15 protein-coding genes are annotated in these 17413 nt (G+C 60.2%); 8 read left to right on the forward strand and 7 right to left on the reverse strand.

Annotated elements, in window-relative coordinates:
• Window positions 1-69: 69 nt before the first annotated feature.
• Both treF and AAGW23_RS01240 read right to left on the reverse strand, forming a co-directional pair.
• A complete protein-coding gene (treF, locus tag AAGW23_RS01235) occupies window positions 70-1668 on the reverse strand; it encodes an alpha,alpha-trehalase TreF (RefSeq protein ID WP_342404527.1) in 1599 nt (532 codons plus the stop codon).
• A complete protein-coding gene (locus AAGW23_RS01240) occupies window positions 1665-2432 on the reverse strand; it encodes an SDR family oxidoreductase (RefSeq protein ID WP_342404528.1) in 768 nt (255 codons plus the stop codon). Before AAGW23_RS01240 ends, treF begins: the two co-directional genes overlap by 4 nt.
• Before the next feature lie 187 nt (window positions 2433-2619).
• On the opposite strand from AAGW23_RS01240, the gene rarD reads away from it, so the two are divergent.
• On the forward strand, window positions 2620-3513 hold the full coding sequence (gene rarD / locus AAGW23_RS01245) for an EamA family transporter RarD (RefSeq protein ID WP_342404529.1): 894 nt from the start codon (window positions 2620-2622) through the stop codon (window positions 3511-3513).
• Window positions 3514-3520: 7 nt separating this feature from the next.
• Here the strand turns inward: rarD and AAGW23_RS01250 are convergent, their stop codons facing one another.
• A complete protein-coding gene (locus tag AAGW23_RS01250; RefSeq protein WP_342404530.1) occupies window positions 3521-4039 on the reverse strand; it encodes a glycine cleavage system protein R in 519 nt (172 codons plus the stop codon).
• Between the two features lie 294 nt (window positions 4040-4333).
• On the opposite strand from AAGW23_RS01250, the gene AAGW23_RS01255 reads away from it, so the two are divergent.
• From AAGW23_RS01255 to AAGW23_RS01285, 7 genes are all read left to right on the forward strand, one after another.
• Window positions 4334-6514 carry a malate synthase G gene (locus AAGW23_RS01255; RefSeq protein WP_342404531.1) on the forward strand — a complete coding sequence of 727 codons (2181 nt, stop codon included), beginning with the start codon at window positions 4334-4336 and terminating at the stop codon, window positions 6512-6514.
• A 200-nt stretch (window positions 6515-6714) separates the two neighbouring features.
• On the forward strand, window positions 6715-8337 hold the full coding sequence (locus tag AAGW23_RS01260) for a methyl-accepting chemotaxis protein (RefSeq protein ID WP_342404532.1): 1623 nt from the start codon (window positions 6715-6717) through the stop codon (window positions 8335-8337).
• A gap of 20 nt (window positions 8338-8357) precedes the next feature.
• Window positions 8358-9521, forward strand: a complete 1164-nt coding sequence (locus AAGW23_RS01265) for a hypothetical protein (RefSeq protein ID WP_342404533.1) — start codon at window positions 8358-8360, stop codon at window positions 9519-9521.
• Between the two features lie 11 nt (window positions 9522-9532).
• Window positions 9533-9937: a phosphate ABC transporter substrate-binding protein gene (locus AAGW23_RS01270; RefSeq protein ID WP_342404534.1), complete on the forward strand. Its 405-nt coding sequence runs from the start codon at window positions 9533-9535 to the stop codon at window positions 9935-9937.
• Window positions 9938-10134: 197 nt separating this feature from the next.
• A complete protein-coding gene (locus AAGW23_RS01275; protein ID WP_342404535.1) occupies window positions 10135-12069 on the forward strand; it encodes a putative nucleotidyltransferase substrate binding domain-containing protein in 1935 nt (644 codons plus the stop codon).
• Complete coding sequence (locus tag AAGW23_RS01280) at window positions 12066-12770, forward strand: 3'-5' exonuclease (protein ID WP_342404536.1); 705 nt, start codon at window positions 12066-12068, stop codon at window positions 12768-12770. The genes AAGW23_RS01275 and AAGW23_RS01280 overlap by 4 nt, the downstream gene beginning before the upstream one ends.
• 422 nt (window positions 12771-13192) lie before the next feature.
• A complete protein-coding gene (locus tag AAGW23_RS01285; protein WP_342404937.1) occupies window positions 13193-13384 on the forward strand; it encodes a hypothetical protein in 192 nt (63 codons plus the stop codon).
• Between the two features lie 106 nt (window positions 13385-13490).
• On the opposite strand, the gene AAGW23_RS01290 is transcribed toward AAGW23_RS01285, so the two are convergent.
• The 4 genes from AAGW23_RS01290 to AAGW23_RS01305 form a co-directional block, all read right to left on the reverse strand.
• On the reverse strand, window positions 13491-14012 hold the full coding sequence (locus tag AAGW23_RS01290) for a hypothetical protein (RefSeq protein WP_342404537.1): 522 nt from the start codon (window positions 14010-14012) through the stop codon (window positions 13491-13493).
• Between the two features lie 97 nt (window positions 14013-14109).
• Window positions 14110-15879, reverse strand: a complete 1770-nt coding sequence (locus tag AAGW23_RS01295; RefSeq protein ID WP_342404538.1) for a sodium:solute symporter family protein — start codon at window positions 15877-15879, stop codon at window positions 14110-14112.
• A gap of 5 nt (window positions 15880-15884) precedes the next feature.
• Window positions 15885-16148 (reverse strand): DUF4212 domain-containing protein, encoded by a 264-nt coding sequence (locus tag AAGW23_RS01300; protein ID WP_102836722.1) that lies wholly within the window; start codon window positions 16146-16148, stop codon window positions 15885-15887.
• A gap of 641 nt (window positions 16149-16789) precedes the next feature.
• Complete coding sequence (locus AAGW23_RS01305; protein ID WP_342404539.1) at window positions 16790-17311, reverse strand: ATP-dependent zinc protease; 522 nt, start codon at window positions 17309-17311, stop codon at window positions 16790-16792.
• Between the last annotated feature and the right edge of the window lie 102 nt (window positions 17312-17413).

Raw genomic sequence — 17413 nt, forward strand, 5'->3', positions numbered from 1 at the left:
TAGCATCTACCGCCTCGCCGAACTGGAGCGCCTGCTCCCCGCCACAGTCGCGGCAGCCGTTCGCCCTGCTCACTCCACTCGGCAGCGGCCGGCTCGGCAACGGTGGGCTTCATGAGACGGGTCGGCCTGCATCAGCTTGCGAGTCACGCCGTTGGTCCAGCCGAAGCCGTCCTGCAACGGATACTCACCACCGCCGGCGTGCTCGGTACAGGGCCGCAGCACGTACTTTTCCACGAGCTTGCTCTCGCTTTCAAAAAGCACTGAAACGATCTTCAGCCAGCGCTCTTCGATCTGCAAGGCCAGCGCATCGTGACCGTAGTGCTGGAGCCCACGGATGCCCATCCATTGCAGCGGCGCCCAGCCGTTCGGGCGGTCCCACTGCTCACCGCTGCCACTGACTTCAGTGGTGGAAAGTCCGCCGGGGGCCAGCAGCCGTTCACGAACAACTTCAGCTACCCGTGCCGCCTGCTCGGCACTGGCGTGCTTGACGAACAGCGGCGTCAGAGTCGCGGCGGTCAGGTTGTCCCGCGGCTGCGCCAGGCACCAGTCGTAGTCGAAATAGGCGCCTTGCTGCTCGTTCCACAAGTAATGGTCGATCGCCGCCAGACGCTTTTCGGCACGCTGACGGAAGGCCTCGGCACAGTCATGCTGACCCTTGGCGTGACTGAGACGGGCGATCTGTCGCTCAAGGTTGTAGAGAAAACTGTTCAGGTCCACCGGAATGATCTGCGTGGTGCGAATACTCGATAGTCGCTGAGGATCGGCCAGCCAGCGCGAACTGAAATCCCAGCCGGACTCGGCACCCGCGCGCAGGTCTCGATAAACCTCATGCGCAGGCCGGCTGGAGGAACGCGCCGTTTCGACGTCCTCGAGATACGACTCCTCGCGCGGCGTGTCCCGCTCATCCCAATAACGATTGAGCACACTGCCATCGGCCAGACAGACGCAGCGTCGGTGGGACTCACCCGGGCGCAGCTGATCGTCACCGTCGGTCCAGAACGCATGTTCCTTGCGCAGCTGTGGCAGGTAATCGTTGGCGCGGTGCACGCCGGATGCCTCGAACAGATCGGTCATCAACGCAAAAACCGGCGGCTGCGAGCGGCTCAGGTAGTAGGAACGGTTGCCGTTAGGCACATGACCGTAGGTGTCGATCAGATAGGCGAAATTGTCCGCCATTGACCGTAGCAGCTCGCAATGCCCACTTTCGTCCAGCCCGAGCATGGTGAAGTAGGAGTCCCAGTAGTACAGCTCGGTAAAGCGACCGCCCGGCACCACGTAGTCATGGGGCAGCGGTAACAGCGAGGAAAATTCCGGGTGCTGCCGAGGTCGGCGGGTCAGCACCGGCCAGAGCCGATCAATGTGCTCAGCCAGCGTATTGTCAGGGTCGGCGACAAACTCGATCGGCTGTCGCTGGTAGACCTCGAAATGCTCAAGGACAAAGCTGCGCAGATCGAAACCTGGCTGGCTGTTCTGCGCCCGGTAGGCCTCCAGGATTCGCTCTGGATGCTGCCGAGGGGCACAGTCGACGAAGGTCTTGCTATCAGGAAACACGCGCTGCATCTGCACTGCCACAAAGAGTTCCTGATAACGATCCGCTGGGCTCAGCGTATCGGCGGCCGACACCGCGCGGGTGTCGTAATCGAAGGCGTTCGAAGAGGTATCGGTCATTGCTCGCTGTAATTCCATAGCAGTCCACCATCTATCACCAGTGTAGTGCCGGTGACGTAGTCGGCATCGTCCGAGGCGAGAAAGGCCACCGCTCCCGCCACGTCGTGAGGTTGTCCCAGACGCTTGGCCGGAATGTTCTCGAGCAGCCCGGCCAGCTTCTCCGGCTCGTTCATCAGGGTCTGGTTGATGGGCGTCTCGATCGCGCCGGGGGCAACGTTGTTGACCGTGATCCCCAGCGGGGCCAGCTCGATCGACAGATTACGCGTCAGCATCTTGAGCCCGCCCTTGCTGGAGCAGTAAGCACTGAAATTGGGGAATGGCAGCTCTTCGTGAACCGAACTGTTGTTGATGATCCGCCCGCCCCGCCCGGTGTCGCGCAGGTGACGGGCAAAGGCCTGGGACAGGAAGAACGGCCCACGCAGATTGACGTTCAGCACCTGGTTGTAATCCGCCTCGCTCACATCGAGAAAGGCTGCGTGCTTCTGCACCCCGGCGTTATTGACCAGAATATCCAGCCGGCCCATCTGCTCGACGGCCTGTTCGATCAGTTGGTAGCAGTTGGCGGGCTCTGCAACGTCAGCGGCGATGAAGCAGGCCCGATGCCCCAGGGCTTGCACCAGCTCGAGTGTTTCACGCGCCTGCTCGTCATCGTGCCGCCCGTTGATCACCAGATCGGCGCCTTCTTTGGCCAAGCGTATGGCGATGCCGCGGCCGATGCCCTGGGAGCTGCCGGTAACCAGGGCGACCTTGTTCTGCAGTTTCATCGAACACCTCGTGTGGCTGTCGAGTCGCAGCGGCGACCCCTGAGTCGTGCAATGTCTGACGGGCTGCAGCCGGGCACGTTCAATGTCGGGTGTTTGCGAATGCTTCGAAGGGCGCCCGAGGCAGACAAATACCTTTTCCTGAGCGCAAAATGACCGGCTTTCCGCCGCCCCGTTTACCAGGACATCCATGGCCACCGCCGATCTGCGCAAGGGTTACCTACTGGGTCTGATGACCTTTTCCATCTGGGGCCTGTTCCCGCTCTACTTCAAGTCCATCGAGCAGTATGCGGCGCTGGAAATCGTCACTCAGCGGGCCATCTGGTCAGCGCTGTTCGGCACGCTGGTGCTGAGCCTCTGGCGCCACCCCGGCTGGTGGCAGGAGTTGCTCGCCCATCCGCGGCGGATTGGCGTACTGATGATTTCCAGCGTGCTGATCGCCAGCAACTGGTTGATCTACGTCTGGGCGGTGAACCACAACCACATGCTCGAAGCGAGCCTGGGTTATTACATCAATCCGCTGGTCAACGTGCTGCTGGGGCTGGTTGTCTTGCGCGAGCGTCTGCGCCCGCTGCAATGGCTGGCGGTGGCGATGGCAGCTGTCGGCGTGCTGTTGCAACTGGTGACCCTGGCCGACTTCCCCTGGGTGTCGATCGCCTTGGCATTGAGCTTCGGTAGCTACGGACTGCTGCGCAAGCAAGCACCTGTCGCCGCCCTGCCGGGGCTGGTGGTGGAAACCTGGCTGCTGCTGCCGATCGCGCTGGGTTGGCTGTTCTTCTTCGGCAGCGGCCCGAGCACCGAATGGTCGTTCTGGTCCCAACCGCAAGCGCTCTGGCTGGTGGCCGCCGGGCCGGTTACGCTGCTGCCGCTACTGTGCTTCAACGCAGCGGCCCGGCATCTGCCCTATTCGACCCTGGGCTTCCTGCAGTACATCACGCCGACGTTGCTGCTGGTGCTCGCGGTGTGGGTATTCGACGAGCCCTTCCCAGCCGATCGCCAGCTCGCCTTTGTCTGGATATGGGCCGGCCTCGCCGTCTACAGTTACGACGCCTGGCGCCTGATGCGTAAAGCCAGCGCGCGCTGAAGACGGCTCAGTCGGCAGGCTGCAGCTTGAGCTCCACCATCAGGTCATCGGCAAGCGTTTCCAGGTGTTCCTGCAAATCGTCCAGGGACAATTCGGTCGGCACGGCCAACCGTGCATCGGCGCGGAACAGCAGCTCGTTGGTCATCGGTGCGGGCAGCACATCGGTGTCCAGGCTTTCCAGGTTCACGCCATGCTTGGCCAGCAGCCGGGTAATGTCACGAACGATACCGGCGCGGTCGTTGCCAACCAGCTGCAGCTGAATCATCCGCCAGCTCCGCTCCGGCTCGGCGCCGCTTTGAGCAAAGAGCACCCGGATGCCCTGCTGCTCGAGCTGCTGCAAGGCCTCGCTGAGATCGTCGTGGGCCTGGGCCGGGACGGCAACCCGCAGAATACCCGCAAACTGGCCAGCCATCCGCGACATGCGGCTCTCCAGCCAATTGCCGCCATGCTCGGCGATGCATTTGGCGAGGCATTCGACCAGCCCTGGCTGGTCTTCGGCAATCACGGTAAGTACGAGATGATCCATCTGTGGCTCCTTCAATAGGGAAATAGGGCAACCGGCGCTGGCCGTGCGACTGCTGAGAGTAATGGACCGCTCCCGTGGTGTCCGACTCCATAGGTATAGAACAAACAGCGTCGACGCCGCGCCAAAGTGTCCAAGCCACGGCGTTCCGGCTGCCCGATGAAGAGGAATCACGGGCCTTGGGCCTAGGCCGAGTGGCGGACTGATTTTCCGAACGGCTTCATGTAGTATCCGTCGACCCGGACTACAAGAAGAAACTGTCCGAAGGATTTGAAGAAGAACCAAGTGAGGCGAGTAATGACTGAGCGCGTTCAAGTCGGTGGCCTGCAGGTCGCCAAAGTCCTGTACGACTTCGTGAACAACGAGGCGATTCCTGGTACCGGCGTTGATGCCGATGCCTTCTGGGCCGGCGCTTCCAGCGTCATCCACGACCTGGCGCCGAAGAACCGCGCGCTGCTGGCCAAGCGTGACGAGCTGCAGGCGCAGATCGATGCGTGGCATCAGGCACGTGCCGGTCAGGCACACGATGCCGCGGCCTACAAAACCTTCCTGCAGGAAATCGGTTACCTGTTGCCGGAAGCCGAAGACTTCCAGGCCACTACACAGAACGTCGACGAAGAAATCGCCAGCATGGCCGGCCCGCAACTGGTCGTACCGATCATGAACGCCCGCTTTGCGCTGAACGCCGCCAATGCCCGCTGGGGCTCGTTGTACGACGCGCTATACGGCACCGACGCCATCTCCGAAGAAGACGGCGCCACCAAGGGGCCGGGCTACAACGAGATCCGCGGCAACAAGGTCATCGCCTATGCCCGAGCCTTCCTCGACGAAGCCGCTCCGTTGGAAACCGGCTCGCATGCCGATTCCACCGGCTACCGCATCGAGTCCGGCAAGCTGGTCGTCTCGCTCAAAGATGGCAGCACTACTGGCCTGCAGAATCCAGTGCAACTGCGCGGTTTCCAGGGCGATGCCCATGCACCGATCGCCGTGCTGCTCAAGCACAACGGCATCCATTTCGAGATCCAGATCGACCCGGCCAGCCCCATCGGCCAGACCGACGCAGCCGGCGTCAAAGACGTGCTGATGGAATCGGCGCTGACCACCATCATGGATTGCGAAGACTCCATCGCCGCCGTCGATGCCGACGACAAGACCGTTGTCTACCGCAACTGGCTTGGCCTGATGAAGGGCGACCTGGTCGAAGAGCTGGACAAGGGCGGCAAGCGCATCACCCGCGCAATGAACCCGGACCGCGTCTACACCCAGGCCGACGGCAACGGTGAGCTCACCCTGCACGGCCGCTCCCTGCTGTTCATCCGTAACGTCGGTCACCTGATGACCAACGATGCCATCCTCGACAAGGACGGCAACGAGGTGCCGGAAGGCATCATGGACGGTCTGTTCACCAGCCTGATCGCGGTGCACAACCTCAACGGCAACACCACTCGCAAGAACACCCGCACCGGCTCGATGTATATCGTCAAGCCGAAGATGCACGGCCCGGAAGAAGTGGCTTTCGCCACCGAGCTGTTCGGTCGCGTCGAAGACGTCCTCGGCCTGCCGCGTAATACCCTCAAGGTCGGCATCATGGACGAGGAGCGTCGTACCACGATCAACCTCAAGGCCTGCATCAAGGAAGCGCGCGAGCGCGTGGTGTTCATCAACACCGGCTTCCTCGACCGCACCGGCGACGAGATCCACACTTCCATGGAAGCAGGGCCGATGGTCCGCAAAGCAGCCATGAAGGCCGAGAAGTGGATCAGTGCCTACGAGAACAACAACGTCGACGTCGGTCTCGCCTGCGGCCTGCAGGGCAAGGCGCAGATCGGCAAGGGCATGTGGGCCATGCCTGACCTGATGGCCGCGATGCTCGAGCAGAAGCTCGGCCACCCCATGGCCGGTGCCAACACCGCCTGGGTACCTTCGCCGACCGCCGCCACCCTGCACGCCATGCACTACCACAAGGTCGACGTGCAGGCGCGGCAGGTCGAACTGTCCAAGCGCGAGAAGGCCTCTATCGACGACATCCTCACCATCCCGCTGGCGCAGGACACCAACTGGAGCGACGAAGAGAAGCGCAACGAGCTGGACAACAACTCGCAGGGCATCCTCGGCTACATGGTCCGCTGGGTCGAGCAGGGCGTGGGCTGTTCCAAGGTACCGGACATCAACGACATCGCGCTGATGGAAGACCGCGCCACCCTGCGCATCTCCAGCCAGCATGTGGCCAACTGGATGCGTCACGGCGTGGTAACCAAGGATCAGGTGGTCGAAAGCCTCAAGCGCATGGCGCCTGTGGTCGATCGTCAGAACCAAGGCGACCCGGTATACCGCCCGATGGCACCGGACTTCGACAACAGCGTGGCCTTCCAGGCTGCCCTGGAGCTGGTCCTTGAAGGCACCAAGCAGCCCAACGGCTACACCGAGCCGGTACTGCACCGTCGCCGGCGCGAGTTCAAAGCCAAGAACGGCCTGTAACCCGAATCGTCGCCGCACAAAAAACCGCCCTTCGGGGCGGTTTTTTTATGGACGTTTGCAGCCCAACGGCACTCAAGTTCCGCCTGCGACATCCGATAACGTGACCGGATTGCCAAAACAAGTCACAATTTATCCGACAGATGGCAATGCGCCTCTAGTGGCCATTACGTAGTATCCGCCACCCACTGTGGAGTCGATGCATGTTCAAGAATTTCTCGCTCACTGCGAAGCTGTCGCTGGTCCCCGCCGTCGCCCTGCTCGGGCTGATTCTGTATGTCGGCTATACCTCGCTGCAGCTGTCTGCGACGGATTCGCGCCTGGTCAGCATCGAGACACAAAGCTATCCCACGCTGGAAAAGACAGACGCGGTGATCTTTCAGTTCTCCCGTATTCCCGGTCTGCTGAACAACGCCGTGGCTGCCGGAGAGTCGGGGATTCTCGGCGAAGCGCGCGAAGTGCTCAGTGAAATCGATGCGCAGCAGCAGGCGCTCGCCACGCTTCTGAACACCCAGCCGCAACGGCTTCAGGCTCTCAACGACTGGCGCAAAGCGGTCAAGGCCTACGCCGACAACGCGCTCGACGCTTCCGCCAAGCTGATCGACGGCAGTGCCTCGTTCGATGATCTGCGCCCGAGCCTGGATCGTATGGCCAGTGACCTTGCCCAAGCGCAGAAACTGGCCACTGACTTCCGCACCGGGGCCTACCAGGATTTCCAACAGACCCTGGCCGAAACCCGCGAAGCCAACAAGAACACCACTCGCCTGGGAATCATCCTGAGTTTGGTGCTGATCGTGGTTGTGGGCCTCGGCGCCTGGCTGGTGATTCGCAGCGTGATGTCAAACGTGCGCGGTGTGATCGCCTCTCTGCAGTCCATCGCACGTGGAGACGGCGATCTGACCCAGCGCGTCAATGTCGAGTCGAACGATGAAATCGGCGCCATGATCGAGCTGTTCAACGGCTTTCTCGACAAGCTGCAGCGCACCATCCGCCAGATCATCGAAGCGGCCAGTCCTCTGGGTCAGGTCTCCAAGGAGCTCTACAACCTTACTCAGGGTTCGGAAGAGAACGCCAAGTCGCAGCAGCACCACACCGACTCCATCACCCGCGACATCCTCACCATGACCGGCAGCATCCAGGAGGTCGCGCAGCGCTCGCAGCAGGCCTCGGACGAAGCCAACTCCGCGGCGCGCCAAGCCGCCACCGCGCGTGCGCACGTCGGCAGCCTGTCGACCGGTATCAGTGACCTGGGGGACAGCGTGATGGGCGCGGTCAAGGCCATGGAGCAGCTGGAAGAGGAAACCCAGGAAGTCGGCTCGGTGCTCACCGTGATCCGCAGTATTGCTGAACAGACCAACCTGCTCGCGTTAAACGCCGCCATCGAAGCCGCCCGTGCCGGCGAACAGGGCCGCGGCTTCGCCGTAGTGGCTGACGAAGTGCGCAATCTGGCACAGAAAACTGCCGCCTCTACTGCGGAAATTCAGCAGATCATCCAACGGCTGCAGAGCAGTGCGAACACCGTACTCAACGTCATGAACAGCAATGGCGAGAAGTCGCGCGCCAGCATCGAGCGCTCGGTCGAAGCGACACAGTTGCTCGAAACCATTGCCCGCACCGTCAACCAGATCGACGAACTCAATGCCGGTATCGCTCAGTTCACCCAAGAGCAGATCGGCCTGTCGAGTTCCATCCAACAAGAAACCCAAGTGTTGCAGCAGGACGCACAAGCAACCGCAAACGGCGCCGAAGCCACCGCCCGACTGGGCGAGCAACTGGTCAGCACGGGCGATCACCTGCGTGCAGCCACGGCCCAATTCCGCGTTTAAATTGCTTTAGGAGCATCCTGATGACCGCAGTACGTGTTATCGGCCTGGCAGCCGTCTGCCTGGCAACCACTCAAGCCTTTGCCCTCGAGCAAGGCGAGCATCGGCTCAACGGTTTCGGCACCCTCGGCGTTACCCATCTGGGTGGCGAAGATGACGGCCGCAGCTATGGTGTCCAAGGCCAGACCAACGATTCCTGGCGCGGCGACCAGCTATCCAAGTTAGGTGCGCAGTTGAGCTACGGCGTGACCGACACCGTCGGCGTGACTGTGCAGGCCACGGCCAAGGCCCAGCAGGACGAATGGAAAGCCAACCTTGAGTGGGCCTATCTGTCCTGGCAGACCAACGACCAGCTGATGCTCCGCGCCGGTCGCCTGCGCAGCCCGGTGTACATGTATTCCGAGAGCCTTGACGTCGGCTACAGCTACCCTTGGCTGCGCCTGCCCGATGAGGTTTACAGCCAGGTTCAGGTGACCAACTACGAGGGCGTCGACGCGGTCTACACCCTGCCGCTGTCCTACGGCTCGGTGACGTTCCAGCTTGCTGGCGGCCAGTCGAAGAACCGCGACTACTATGCGTACGACGAGCAGTTCGATATCGACTACGGCAAGTTGTTCGGCGCCAGCGTGAGCATGGCGACCAACGATTTCGGCACCCTGCGCATCGGTTACGTGGAAGCCGACATCAGCACCGACATAAGCGGCACCGTCACCGTCGCCCCGGGTGTGGTTGCGCCCCTGAGCCTGCTCACACTGGACAAAGAGAAAGGCAAGTTCACCTCGATCGGCTACCAGTACGACAACGGCGTCTGGGTCAGCAGCAACGAGTGGACCTCGCGCATGATCGAGAACGACGACATGGAATCGATCGATTCCTTTTACCTCATGGGTGGCCGTCGCTTCGGCGATTTCCTGCCACACGTAACCTATGCACAGCTGGACGACAACGGCGGTCGTCAGAGCTCCTGGACCCTGGGCCTTAACTACCAGGCCGCCCCGACCGTCGTGGTCAAGGGCGAGTACAAGCGCGTCGACACTAAGAACGGCTATGACGGCGTGTTCACCCGCAACGCCCAGGAAGTCTATGAAAACGCCGTGTACGAGCGTTTCGGTGGCGCACGTGGCGGCGTTCCTGCCCGCAATTACGACGGTGACATCGTTTCCGTCGGCGTCGATTTCGTATTCTGAGGAGCGTCCAGATGAAAGCATCCCTTCGCATCCTCAGCAGTGTTGCACTGCTTGGCATGGCATCCCTGGCTCAGGCTGAGGTCGCCGTTATCGTCAATCCGGGCGCGGCCAAAGCGCCGTCGCAGTCTGAGGTCGCCAACATCTTTCTGGGCAAGGACAAGTCCATGAAAGGCGTCGACCTCAAGGACTGGACGCCGGCCAAAGAGGGCTTCTACTCGGCGGTGACCAACAAGAACGAGTCGCAGCTCAAGTCGTATTGGTCCGGTCTGGTGTTCACCGGTAAAGGCCAGCCAATGACCAGCGTGGCCGACGAGGCCGCAATGGTCGCGAAAGTTGCGGCGGAAGCCGACGCTATCGGCTACGTCGACAGCGCTGCAGTCAATGATTCGGTAAAGGTGTTGTTCACCCTGCCGTGATCTTGACCTGCAACTGAAAGAACCGTCCCTTGCGTCTGCATCGGGCGGTTTTTTTATGAGCGAAAAACCCTGCAACACCCCGGTTCCATGAGCTGACCCGTGTCAGCCCGATGCGGCGCCCGCGCGACTAGACTTACGTCCAATGTGCCACGCCGGACCCACAGCCCACCATTGGGCCCAAAAAATGGAACCGAACCATGAGCAAAGCCGATGCTTTCGCCGAGGCAGGCAAGACCGCCGTGCTGCAGAACATTCATGGGACCATGGAGTTTCTGCGCAAGTACCCACCTTTCAACCAGATGGAACCGGGGCATCTCGCCTATCTGGTAGAGAACTGCCAGCTGCGCTTCTACAGTGAAGGCGATTGCATCATTTCGCCCGATGACGGTGTCGTCGAACACTTTTACATCATCAAGCAAGGCCGCGTGCATGGCCAGCGTCCTCACACCAGCAAGCGCGGTACCGACACCACTTTTGAAGTGATCGTCGGCGAATGCTTCCCGATGGCCGCGCTGATGGGCGAACGCGCAACCCGCACCGGGCACTTCGCCGCCGAAGATACCTTTTGCTATCTATTGAGCAAGCCCGCCTTCATCAAGCTGGTGTCCAAATCGGCAGCGTTTCGTGACTTCGCCATGCGCGGCGTCAGCAGCCTGCTCGACCTGGTCAATCAGCAGGCGCAGATGCGGGCCGTGGAAAGCCTGGGTGAGCAATACTCGCTGGAGACAAGCATTGGCGAGCTCGCGTTGCACCATCCGGTCTCCTGCCTGCCATCGCTGCCATTGGCCGATGCAGTGGCACTGATGCACGAGAACAACACCGGCAGCATCGTGATCACCGACCTCGAACTTCACCCGCAGGGCATCTTCACCTTGCGCGATCTGCGGCGGGTGATCGGCACCGGCACGACCGACCTGTCCGTCCCGATTGCCGAATTCATGACGCAGGACCCCTTCCATCTTCCACCGGATGCAACCGCGTTCGATGCCGCAATTGCGATGACCGAGCGTCACATCGCTCATGTCTGCGTCGTCGATAAAGGCCTGCTAAGTGGGGTGATTTCCGAACGCGACCTGTTCTCGCTGCAGCGCGTCGACCTGGTCCATCTAGCGCAGGCGATCTCCCACGCCGACAGCGTCGAGACGCTGGTGATCATCCGCAGCCGCATTCTGCAGCTGGTCGACAACATGCTGGCACACGGCGCGTCTTCGACACAGATCACCCACATCATCACGCTGCTCAACGACCATACGGTCTGCCGCGTAATCGAGCTGGCCATCGAGACGCTCGGCGATCCCGGCATCCCCTTCACCTGGCTGTGTTTCGGCAGCGAGGGGCGCCGCGAGCAGACTCTGCATACCGATCAGGACAACGGCATACTCTTCGAGGCCGCTGATGCGGCCGAAGCTGCATCTATCCGCGGGCGCCTGCTGCCGCTCGCAGAGCGCATCAACCAGGATCTGAACACCTGCGGCTTCACCCTGTGCAAGGGCAACATCATGGCCAGCAATCCGCAGCTGTGCCTGTCACGACTGGAATGGCAGCGACGCTTCAGCGCCTTCGTTCGCGAATCGACACCGGAAAACCTGCTGAGCAGCACCATCTATTTCGACCTGCGTGCAATATGGGGGCCCAGCGAGGGCTGCGAGCAGCTGCGCGCCAACATGCTCGAAGAAGTGGGCGAGAGCCGATTGTTCCAGCGCATGATGGCTGAAAACGCGTTGCGCCATCGCCCGCCTGTGGGTCGTTTTCGCGATTTCGTGGTGACACGCAAAGGCGACGGCAAGGCGACCCTGGATCTCAAGGTGCAGGGCCTGACGCCCTTCGTCGACGGCGCGCGCCTGCTCGCGCTGGGCCACGGCATCACCGCATGCAACACGCTGGACCGACTGCGCCAGCTGGTCGAAAAGGATGTCATTGACGAGAAGGATGGCGCGGCCTACGAGGAGGCCTACCATTTCATCCAGCAGACCCGCATGCAGCAGCATCAGCAGCAGGCGCGCGAAGGACGGCCGTATTCAAACCGACTCGACCCCGACACCCTCAATCATCTGGACCGGCGTATCCTGCGTGAATCCTTTCGCCAGGCGCAGCGCCTGCAGAGCAGCCTGGCAGTTCGCTATCAGCTATGAATATGCCTTGGTTCAAACATCGCGGCCCGACCCTCGAACTGCAACAACTGCAGCGACGCGATCAGCTTGCCGAGCCCGCTGCGCTGGGCCTTTGTCCGCTGTCTATGCAGCGCATGGTAGTGCTCGACCTTGAAACCAGCGGCCTGGACATGCGCCGCGACATCGTTCTGTCCATCGGTGCCGTGGTGATCGACCGAGGTGGCATCCAGCTGGGCGATCAGTTTGAATCGACCCTGTTGCGACCAGCACAAAAGGTTAGCGAAAGCGTGCTGATCCATGGGATCGCGCCCAGCGAACTCGAAGCGGGCGAGGACCCTGCCGAAGCGCTTCTGGATCTCATGGAGTTTGTCGGCAACAGCCCGATCCTGGCGTTTCACGCAGGATTCGACCAGCGCATGCTGACCCGTGCACTGAAGCAAACGCTCGGTTACAAGCTGCGACATCCTTTCATCGATGTCGCCGAGCTGGCGCCGATGCTCTGTCCCGACAACCGCCCGAGACAGAATGGCCTGGACGACTGGTGTAGCCATTTCGGCCTGCATGTGCTTCAGCGTCATCACGCCAGCGCCGATGCACTGGCCACCGCCGAACTGGCGTTGATTCTGTTCAGCAAGGCGCACCGACAAGGACTGGACAGCCTGGATGCCATTAACCAGCGCTTGGCTAACTGGCGCAAACGGCAACAGGCTCAATTCATGTAACGCTCGACTCAACAGCCGCGGAGGAGTGAGCGCGGCATCCGCGTTGATCCGCTGGCGACAACTTGCAACCATATTCGAATAGTTCCCCTACAGGCCACGCGTCGGCCTTGGAGCATTCACTTGTCGGCTAGGTCAACCCGTCAACAGTTCGTGAGCTCGCTGTATAGCAATCATCGCAGCTGGCTGTTGAACTGGCTGCGCCGCCATGGCCATCTGGCGACCCACCGCGCGCCAGCAGACCTATGAGGCGGCTGTTTGCTGTGCCCTGCGTGGCCGACAGCTGTCTCCAAAGCTGCCGGCGTCGCTGTTAGCACCGACAATCTGTTCCACAAGGAATACCTGGCCATTAGCGAATCTTTGACGGGTACGCCGCCGCGGCCTGCAGGCCTCAGCTCGCGAGGTAGCAGCATGAGCCGGCGCGAATCACCTTCCAGCTGCCGGGCCTGATTGCTGTGCTCGGCCTCGTCGGGCTTTTCGCTGCGCTGTTGGGGGATGGCTGGCGGGATGTGCTTGCCTGGCTCGGTCTAGGCCTGCCGGCAGCGCTGGGATCATGGCCGCTGCGCCGGCGGATGACGACATCCATCCAAACAGGACAGTTTGGAATCAAGCACTGACATTGCATAAGGCTTCAGCCTGACGCCCGGTCTTTCTGACCAAGCGTCGCTGCAAAAGCTGCGCTGCGCTCCATCAGAGCGAAACAACGCTTTGATCGCGAACGGCTTAACGCATGTCTGATTCGCAGATGCGCTGGTATAACGGCGAATCGGCCTCCAGTTCGGTCAAGGTTTCAATCTTGGCCTGACCTGCCTCGTTCAACCTGAACATGGCTTTCTCCGCGCAAATCATCTGATAGCGCTGACTGACCACAGTGGAAGTCAGATGCTGCTTGTCGAAGCGATACAGTACAAAGCGGGCGATGCGGCCCTGATTTGTATCCTGAACCTGTGCGTTGGCCTGATCGAGTACCGTGTAGCTCAACGGCATGGGATACATCATGGTCCAAGGGCGCCACAACATATCCCCCTCTTCGCTCGAAACGACCACGCTGCCCTCCGGCAGCCGTGCCTGTTTGGCTTCGAACCAAGTGTATTCGTAGTGGATGGTGTAACTCAGCATTCCCAGACCCGCACATACAGGAATGATCCACATCGGCAACCGTTTACGCGTCAGTAAGCGCAGCAGTAGCCCAATACCCGCTCCCGCCACACCCGCGACGACTGCCGCAATTAGATGCCAGAACATATACGACTCCCCTAAAAAAATCGGGCTTCCATATGGAAGCCCGACTTCTACCTCAACCTTGTGTCAGAACTAGCCTGACGACCGGTTGCATTATCAGTTAGTGATCAAGCGCAACGCCAGCACCCTTAGGGGTACGAACGCTCTCGACCAGATCCTGAATCTCCTGCGGCGGAGCCTCGGTAGCCATCGATACAGCGTAGGCTACAGCGAAGTTCAGCATTGCACCTACCGCACCGAAGGCCTGCGGGGAGATGCCCATCCACCACTGATCAGGCGTGTTGGGGATGCTTGCTGTGCCAGGGATGAAGAACCAGCCCAGATACAGGAAGATGTACACGGCGGTGGAAATCACACCAACCAGCATCCCTGCGACAGCGCCTTTGCTGTTCACACGCTTGGAGAAGATACCCATCATCAGCGCCGGGAACAGGCTCGAGGCTGCAAGACCGAACGCCAGAGCCACAACCTGAGCGGCAAAGCCCGGAGGATTGAGGCCCAACCAAGTCGCCAGCAGAATCGCTGCCGTCATGGCTAGCCGGGCAGCCAGCATTTCGTTCTTCTCGCTGATTTTCGGATTGATCAGTGTCTTGATCAGGTCATGACTGATGGCAGAGGAGATCGCCAGCAGCAGACCCGCAGCAGTCGAGAGCGCAGCAGCGATAGCACCCGCCGCGATCAGACCGATGACCCAACTCGGCAGGTTGGCGATTTCCGGGTTGGCCAGAACAATGATGTCGTTGTTCACGGTCAGCTCGTTGCCATTCCAGCCACGCTCAGTAGCGGTCGGAGTGAAGGTAGCGTTGGTGTCGTTGTACATCTGCACACGACCGTCGGCGTTCTTGTCTTCCCACTTGATCAGACCAGTCGTTTCCCAGGTCTGGATCCACTCTGGACGATCTTCGTAACGGATCGCTTCAGCCTGTGGGCCTTCCGGATAGATGGTCTGAACCAGGTTCAGGCGTGCCATGGAGGCAACAGCCGGTGCTGTGAGATACAACAGAGCGATGAAGATCAGTGTCCAGCCAGCGGACCAACGAGCGTCAGCCACCTTCGGTACGGTGAAGAAGCGAATGATGACGTGCGGCAGACCAGCGGTACCAATCATCAGCGACATGGTGAACAGGAACATGTTCAGCTTGTTGTCGACGTCCGCGGTGTAAGCGGCGAAGCCAAGGTCGGTGACCACCTGGTTCAGTTTTTCGAGCAGCGGCATACCGGATTCGGTATGAGTGCTGAACATGCCGAACATCGGGATTGGGTTGCCCGTCAACTGCATGGCAATGAACACGGCCGGAATGGTGTAGGCAATGATCAGAACCACGTACTGCGCCACCTGGGTGTAGGTGATGCCCTTCATGCCGCCAAATACCGCATAGGCGAACACGATCACGGCTGCGATCCAGATACCGGTGGAGTTGCTCACTTCAAGGAAGCGAGAGAACGCCACGCCCGCACCTGCCATCTGGCCGATTACGTAGGTCACGGAGATCAGAATCAAGCAGATCACCGCTACCAGGCGCGCGCCACGGCTGTAGAAACGGTCACCGATGAAATCCGGTACCGTGAACTTGCCGAACTTGCGAAGGTAGGGCGCCAGCAGCATCGCCAGCAGCACATAGCCACCGGTCCAGCCCATCAGGTAAGCAGAAGTGGCATAACCGCCAGAGGCGATCAGACCGGCCATGGAAATGAAGGAAGCTGCAGACATCCAGTCTGCCGCCGTTGCCATGCCGTTGGTTACGGGGTGAACACCACCACCGGCGACATAGAACTCTTTAGTTGACCCTGCGCGAGCCCAAACCGCGATTCCTATATAGAGCAGGAACGAGGCGCCCACGAACATCATGTTGATCCAATATTGGCTCATTGTGGTTACTCCTCAACCCCGAATTCCTTGTCCAGTTTGTTCAGCCGCCACGCGTAGTGGAAGATGATCAAAATGAACGTGATGATGGAACCCTGTTGAGCGAACCAGAACCCCAGATCAGTACCCCCAACCGGGATACCGGCGAGTAAAGGGCGCAATAGGATGGCGAAACCATATGAGACAAGAGCCCAGACCACCAGGCTCCAAGTTATCAGGCGAACATTCGCCTTCCAGTACGCAGCAGCATTTGTTTTGTCGCTGTCGGCCATGACGTTCTCCGTCTTATTTTTATTACGGGTGAAGGGAACCACATCGTGAATTTAGCAAGGATGTGTCGTGGAATGATAGCCCCGACTTTAGTCTGACGCGCTCTAGAACAAGTGATTAAACGAGACATTGACCGTTGCCAGCCTTGCGATTATCGAGATTGCTCGCCGCAAGCCAGCACACCGGAGCGCGTAGAAGGCACGCTACCTCTCAAGCCGCAGGAGGCGCGCTTCTGCCTGCACCTCAAACGAAATGGCGGTCAAACATTCGAATCCCTTGCTGCTCAGAGGGCGAGCCTTAAGCTGACTCATCAGTCACGGAGCTAAAGCGAATTGACCAACATGCGTTTTATCATTCGCCGACCGTTACTTATTAAGCAGATATATGCAGCATCAACAGTAAGTGCACGGCCCACTTATATTCTGACCAACTAATTAAGCTCATGGTCGTCAAATTAATACCTTAGTTATTAGCACCTAAGGTTTATGTCTCCGCTACAAACGAAACCCAGCTTCCCTCGGAGTTCTTCTTCAATACGCACCGACAGAGCGAAAGCGCTCCCGCTAACTACAGAGGGTAGCGTTTTATAAGCTGGGCGCGGAAGCCGTTTGAATCCGCGCCCATTCGGACCGCACAAGGCTAGCTAGCAGGTGGGACGGCCTGCCGTATATTTCTGAGCAGGATCGATGGCAGCCTCGAGATCCCGGATTGCCGTAGCGCCAATCAGCAACGGATAGCGGAAGTGGCTGCGATCGGTCAGGTTTACCTCGGTTTCACGCAGCTGATCGCCGATGCACAGCTGCATCTCAACCACAGGTCGCTCGGCCACATCGGGTCCACGTTCCGCATCTGTATCGTCGTCGGGGTCGACGGCTTCTTCTTTACGGGTCTTGATCTCGGCGATGCGAGCCAGACGGTGCTCATAGAGCGTGTCGTCAGCGTCCTCGACAGCGAGACGGAATCTCACCCAGTCTTCCCCATCACGCTCGAAGCGCTCGATATCGCGCGCCGACAGCGAGGCGGTCATCGCGCCAGTGTCCATCTTGGCTTTGAGGGTCTTGCCAAGGTCTTCGATCTTGATCTGCTCATAGCGGCCGAACAAGGTTGGTTCGGCCGCTATGGCGGGAAGGGTTAACGCGCTCAACAGCAACAACAAACGGGACAAAACGGCCTCCTGAATCAGTATTGACTTCTGTGGGACCGACCGTCGCCGCGATCCGTTCCGCCCGATGCAGCGAACCACGGGCGTGACGCGTGAACGGTAGCC

Source organism: Stutzerimonas chloritidismutans, assembly GCF_038562055.1.
Lineage (GTDB): Bacteria > Pseudomonadota > Gammaproteobacteria > Pseudomonadales > Pseudomonadaceae > Stutzerimonas > Stutzerimonas chloritidismutans_A.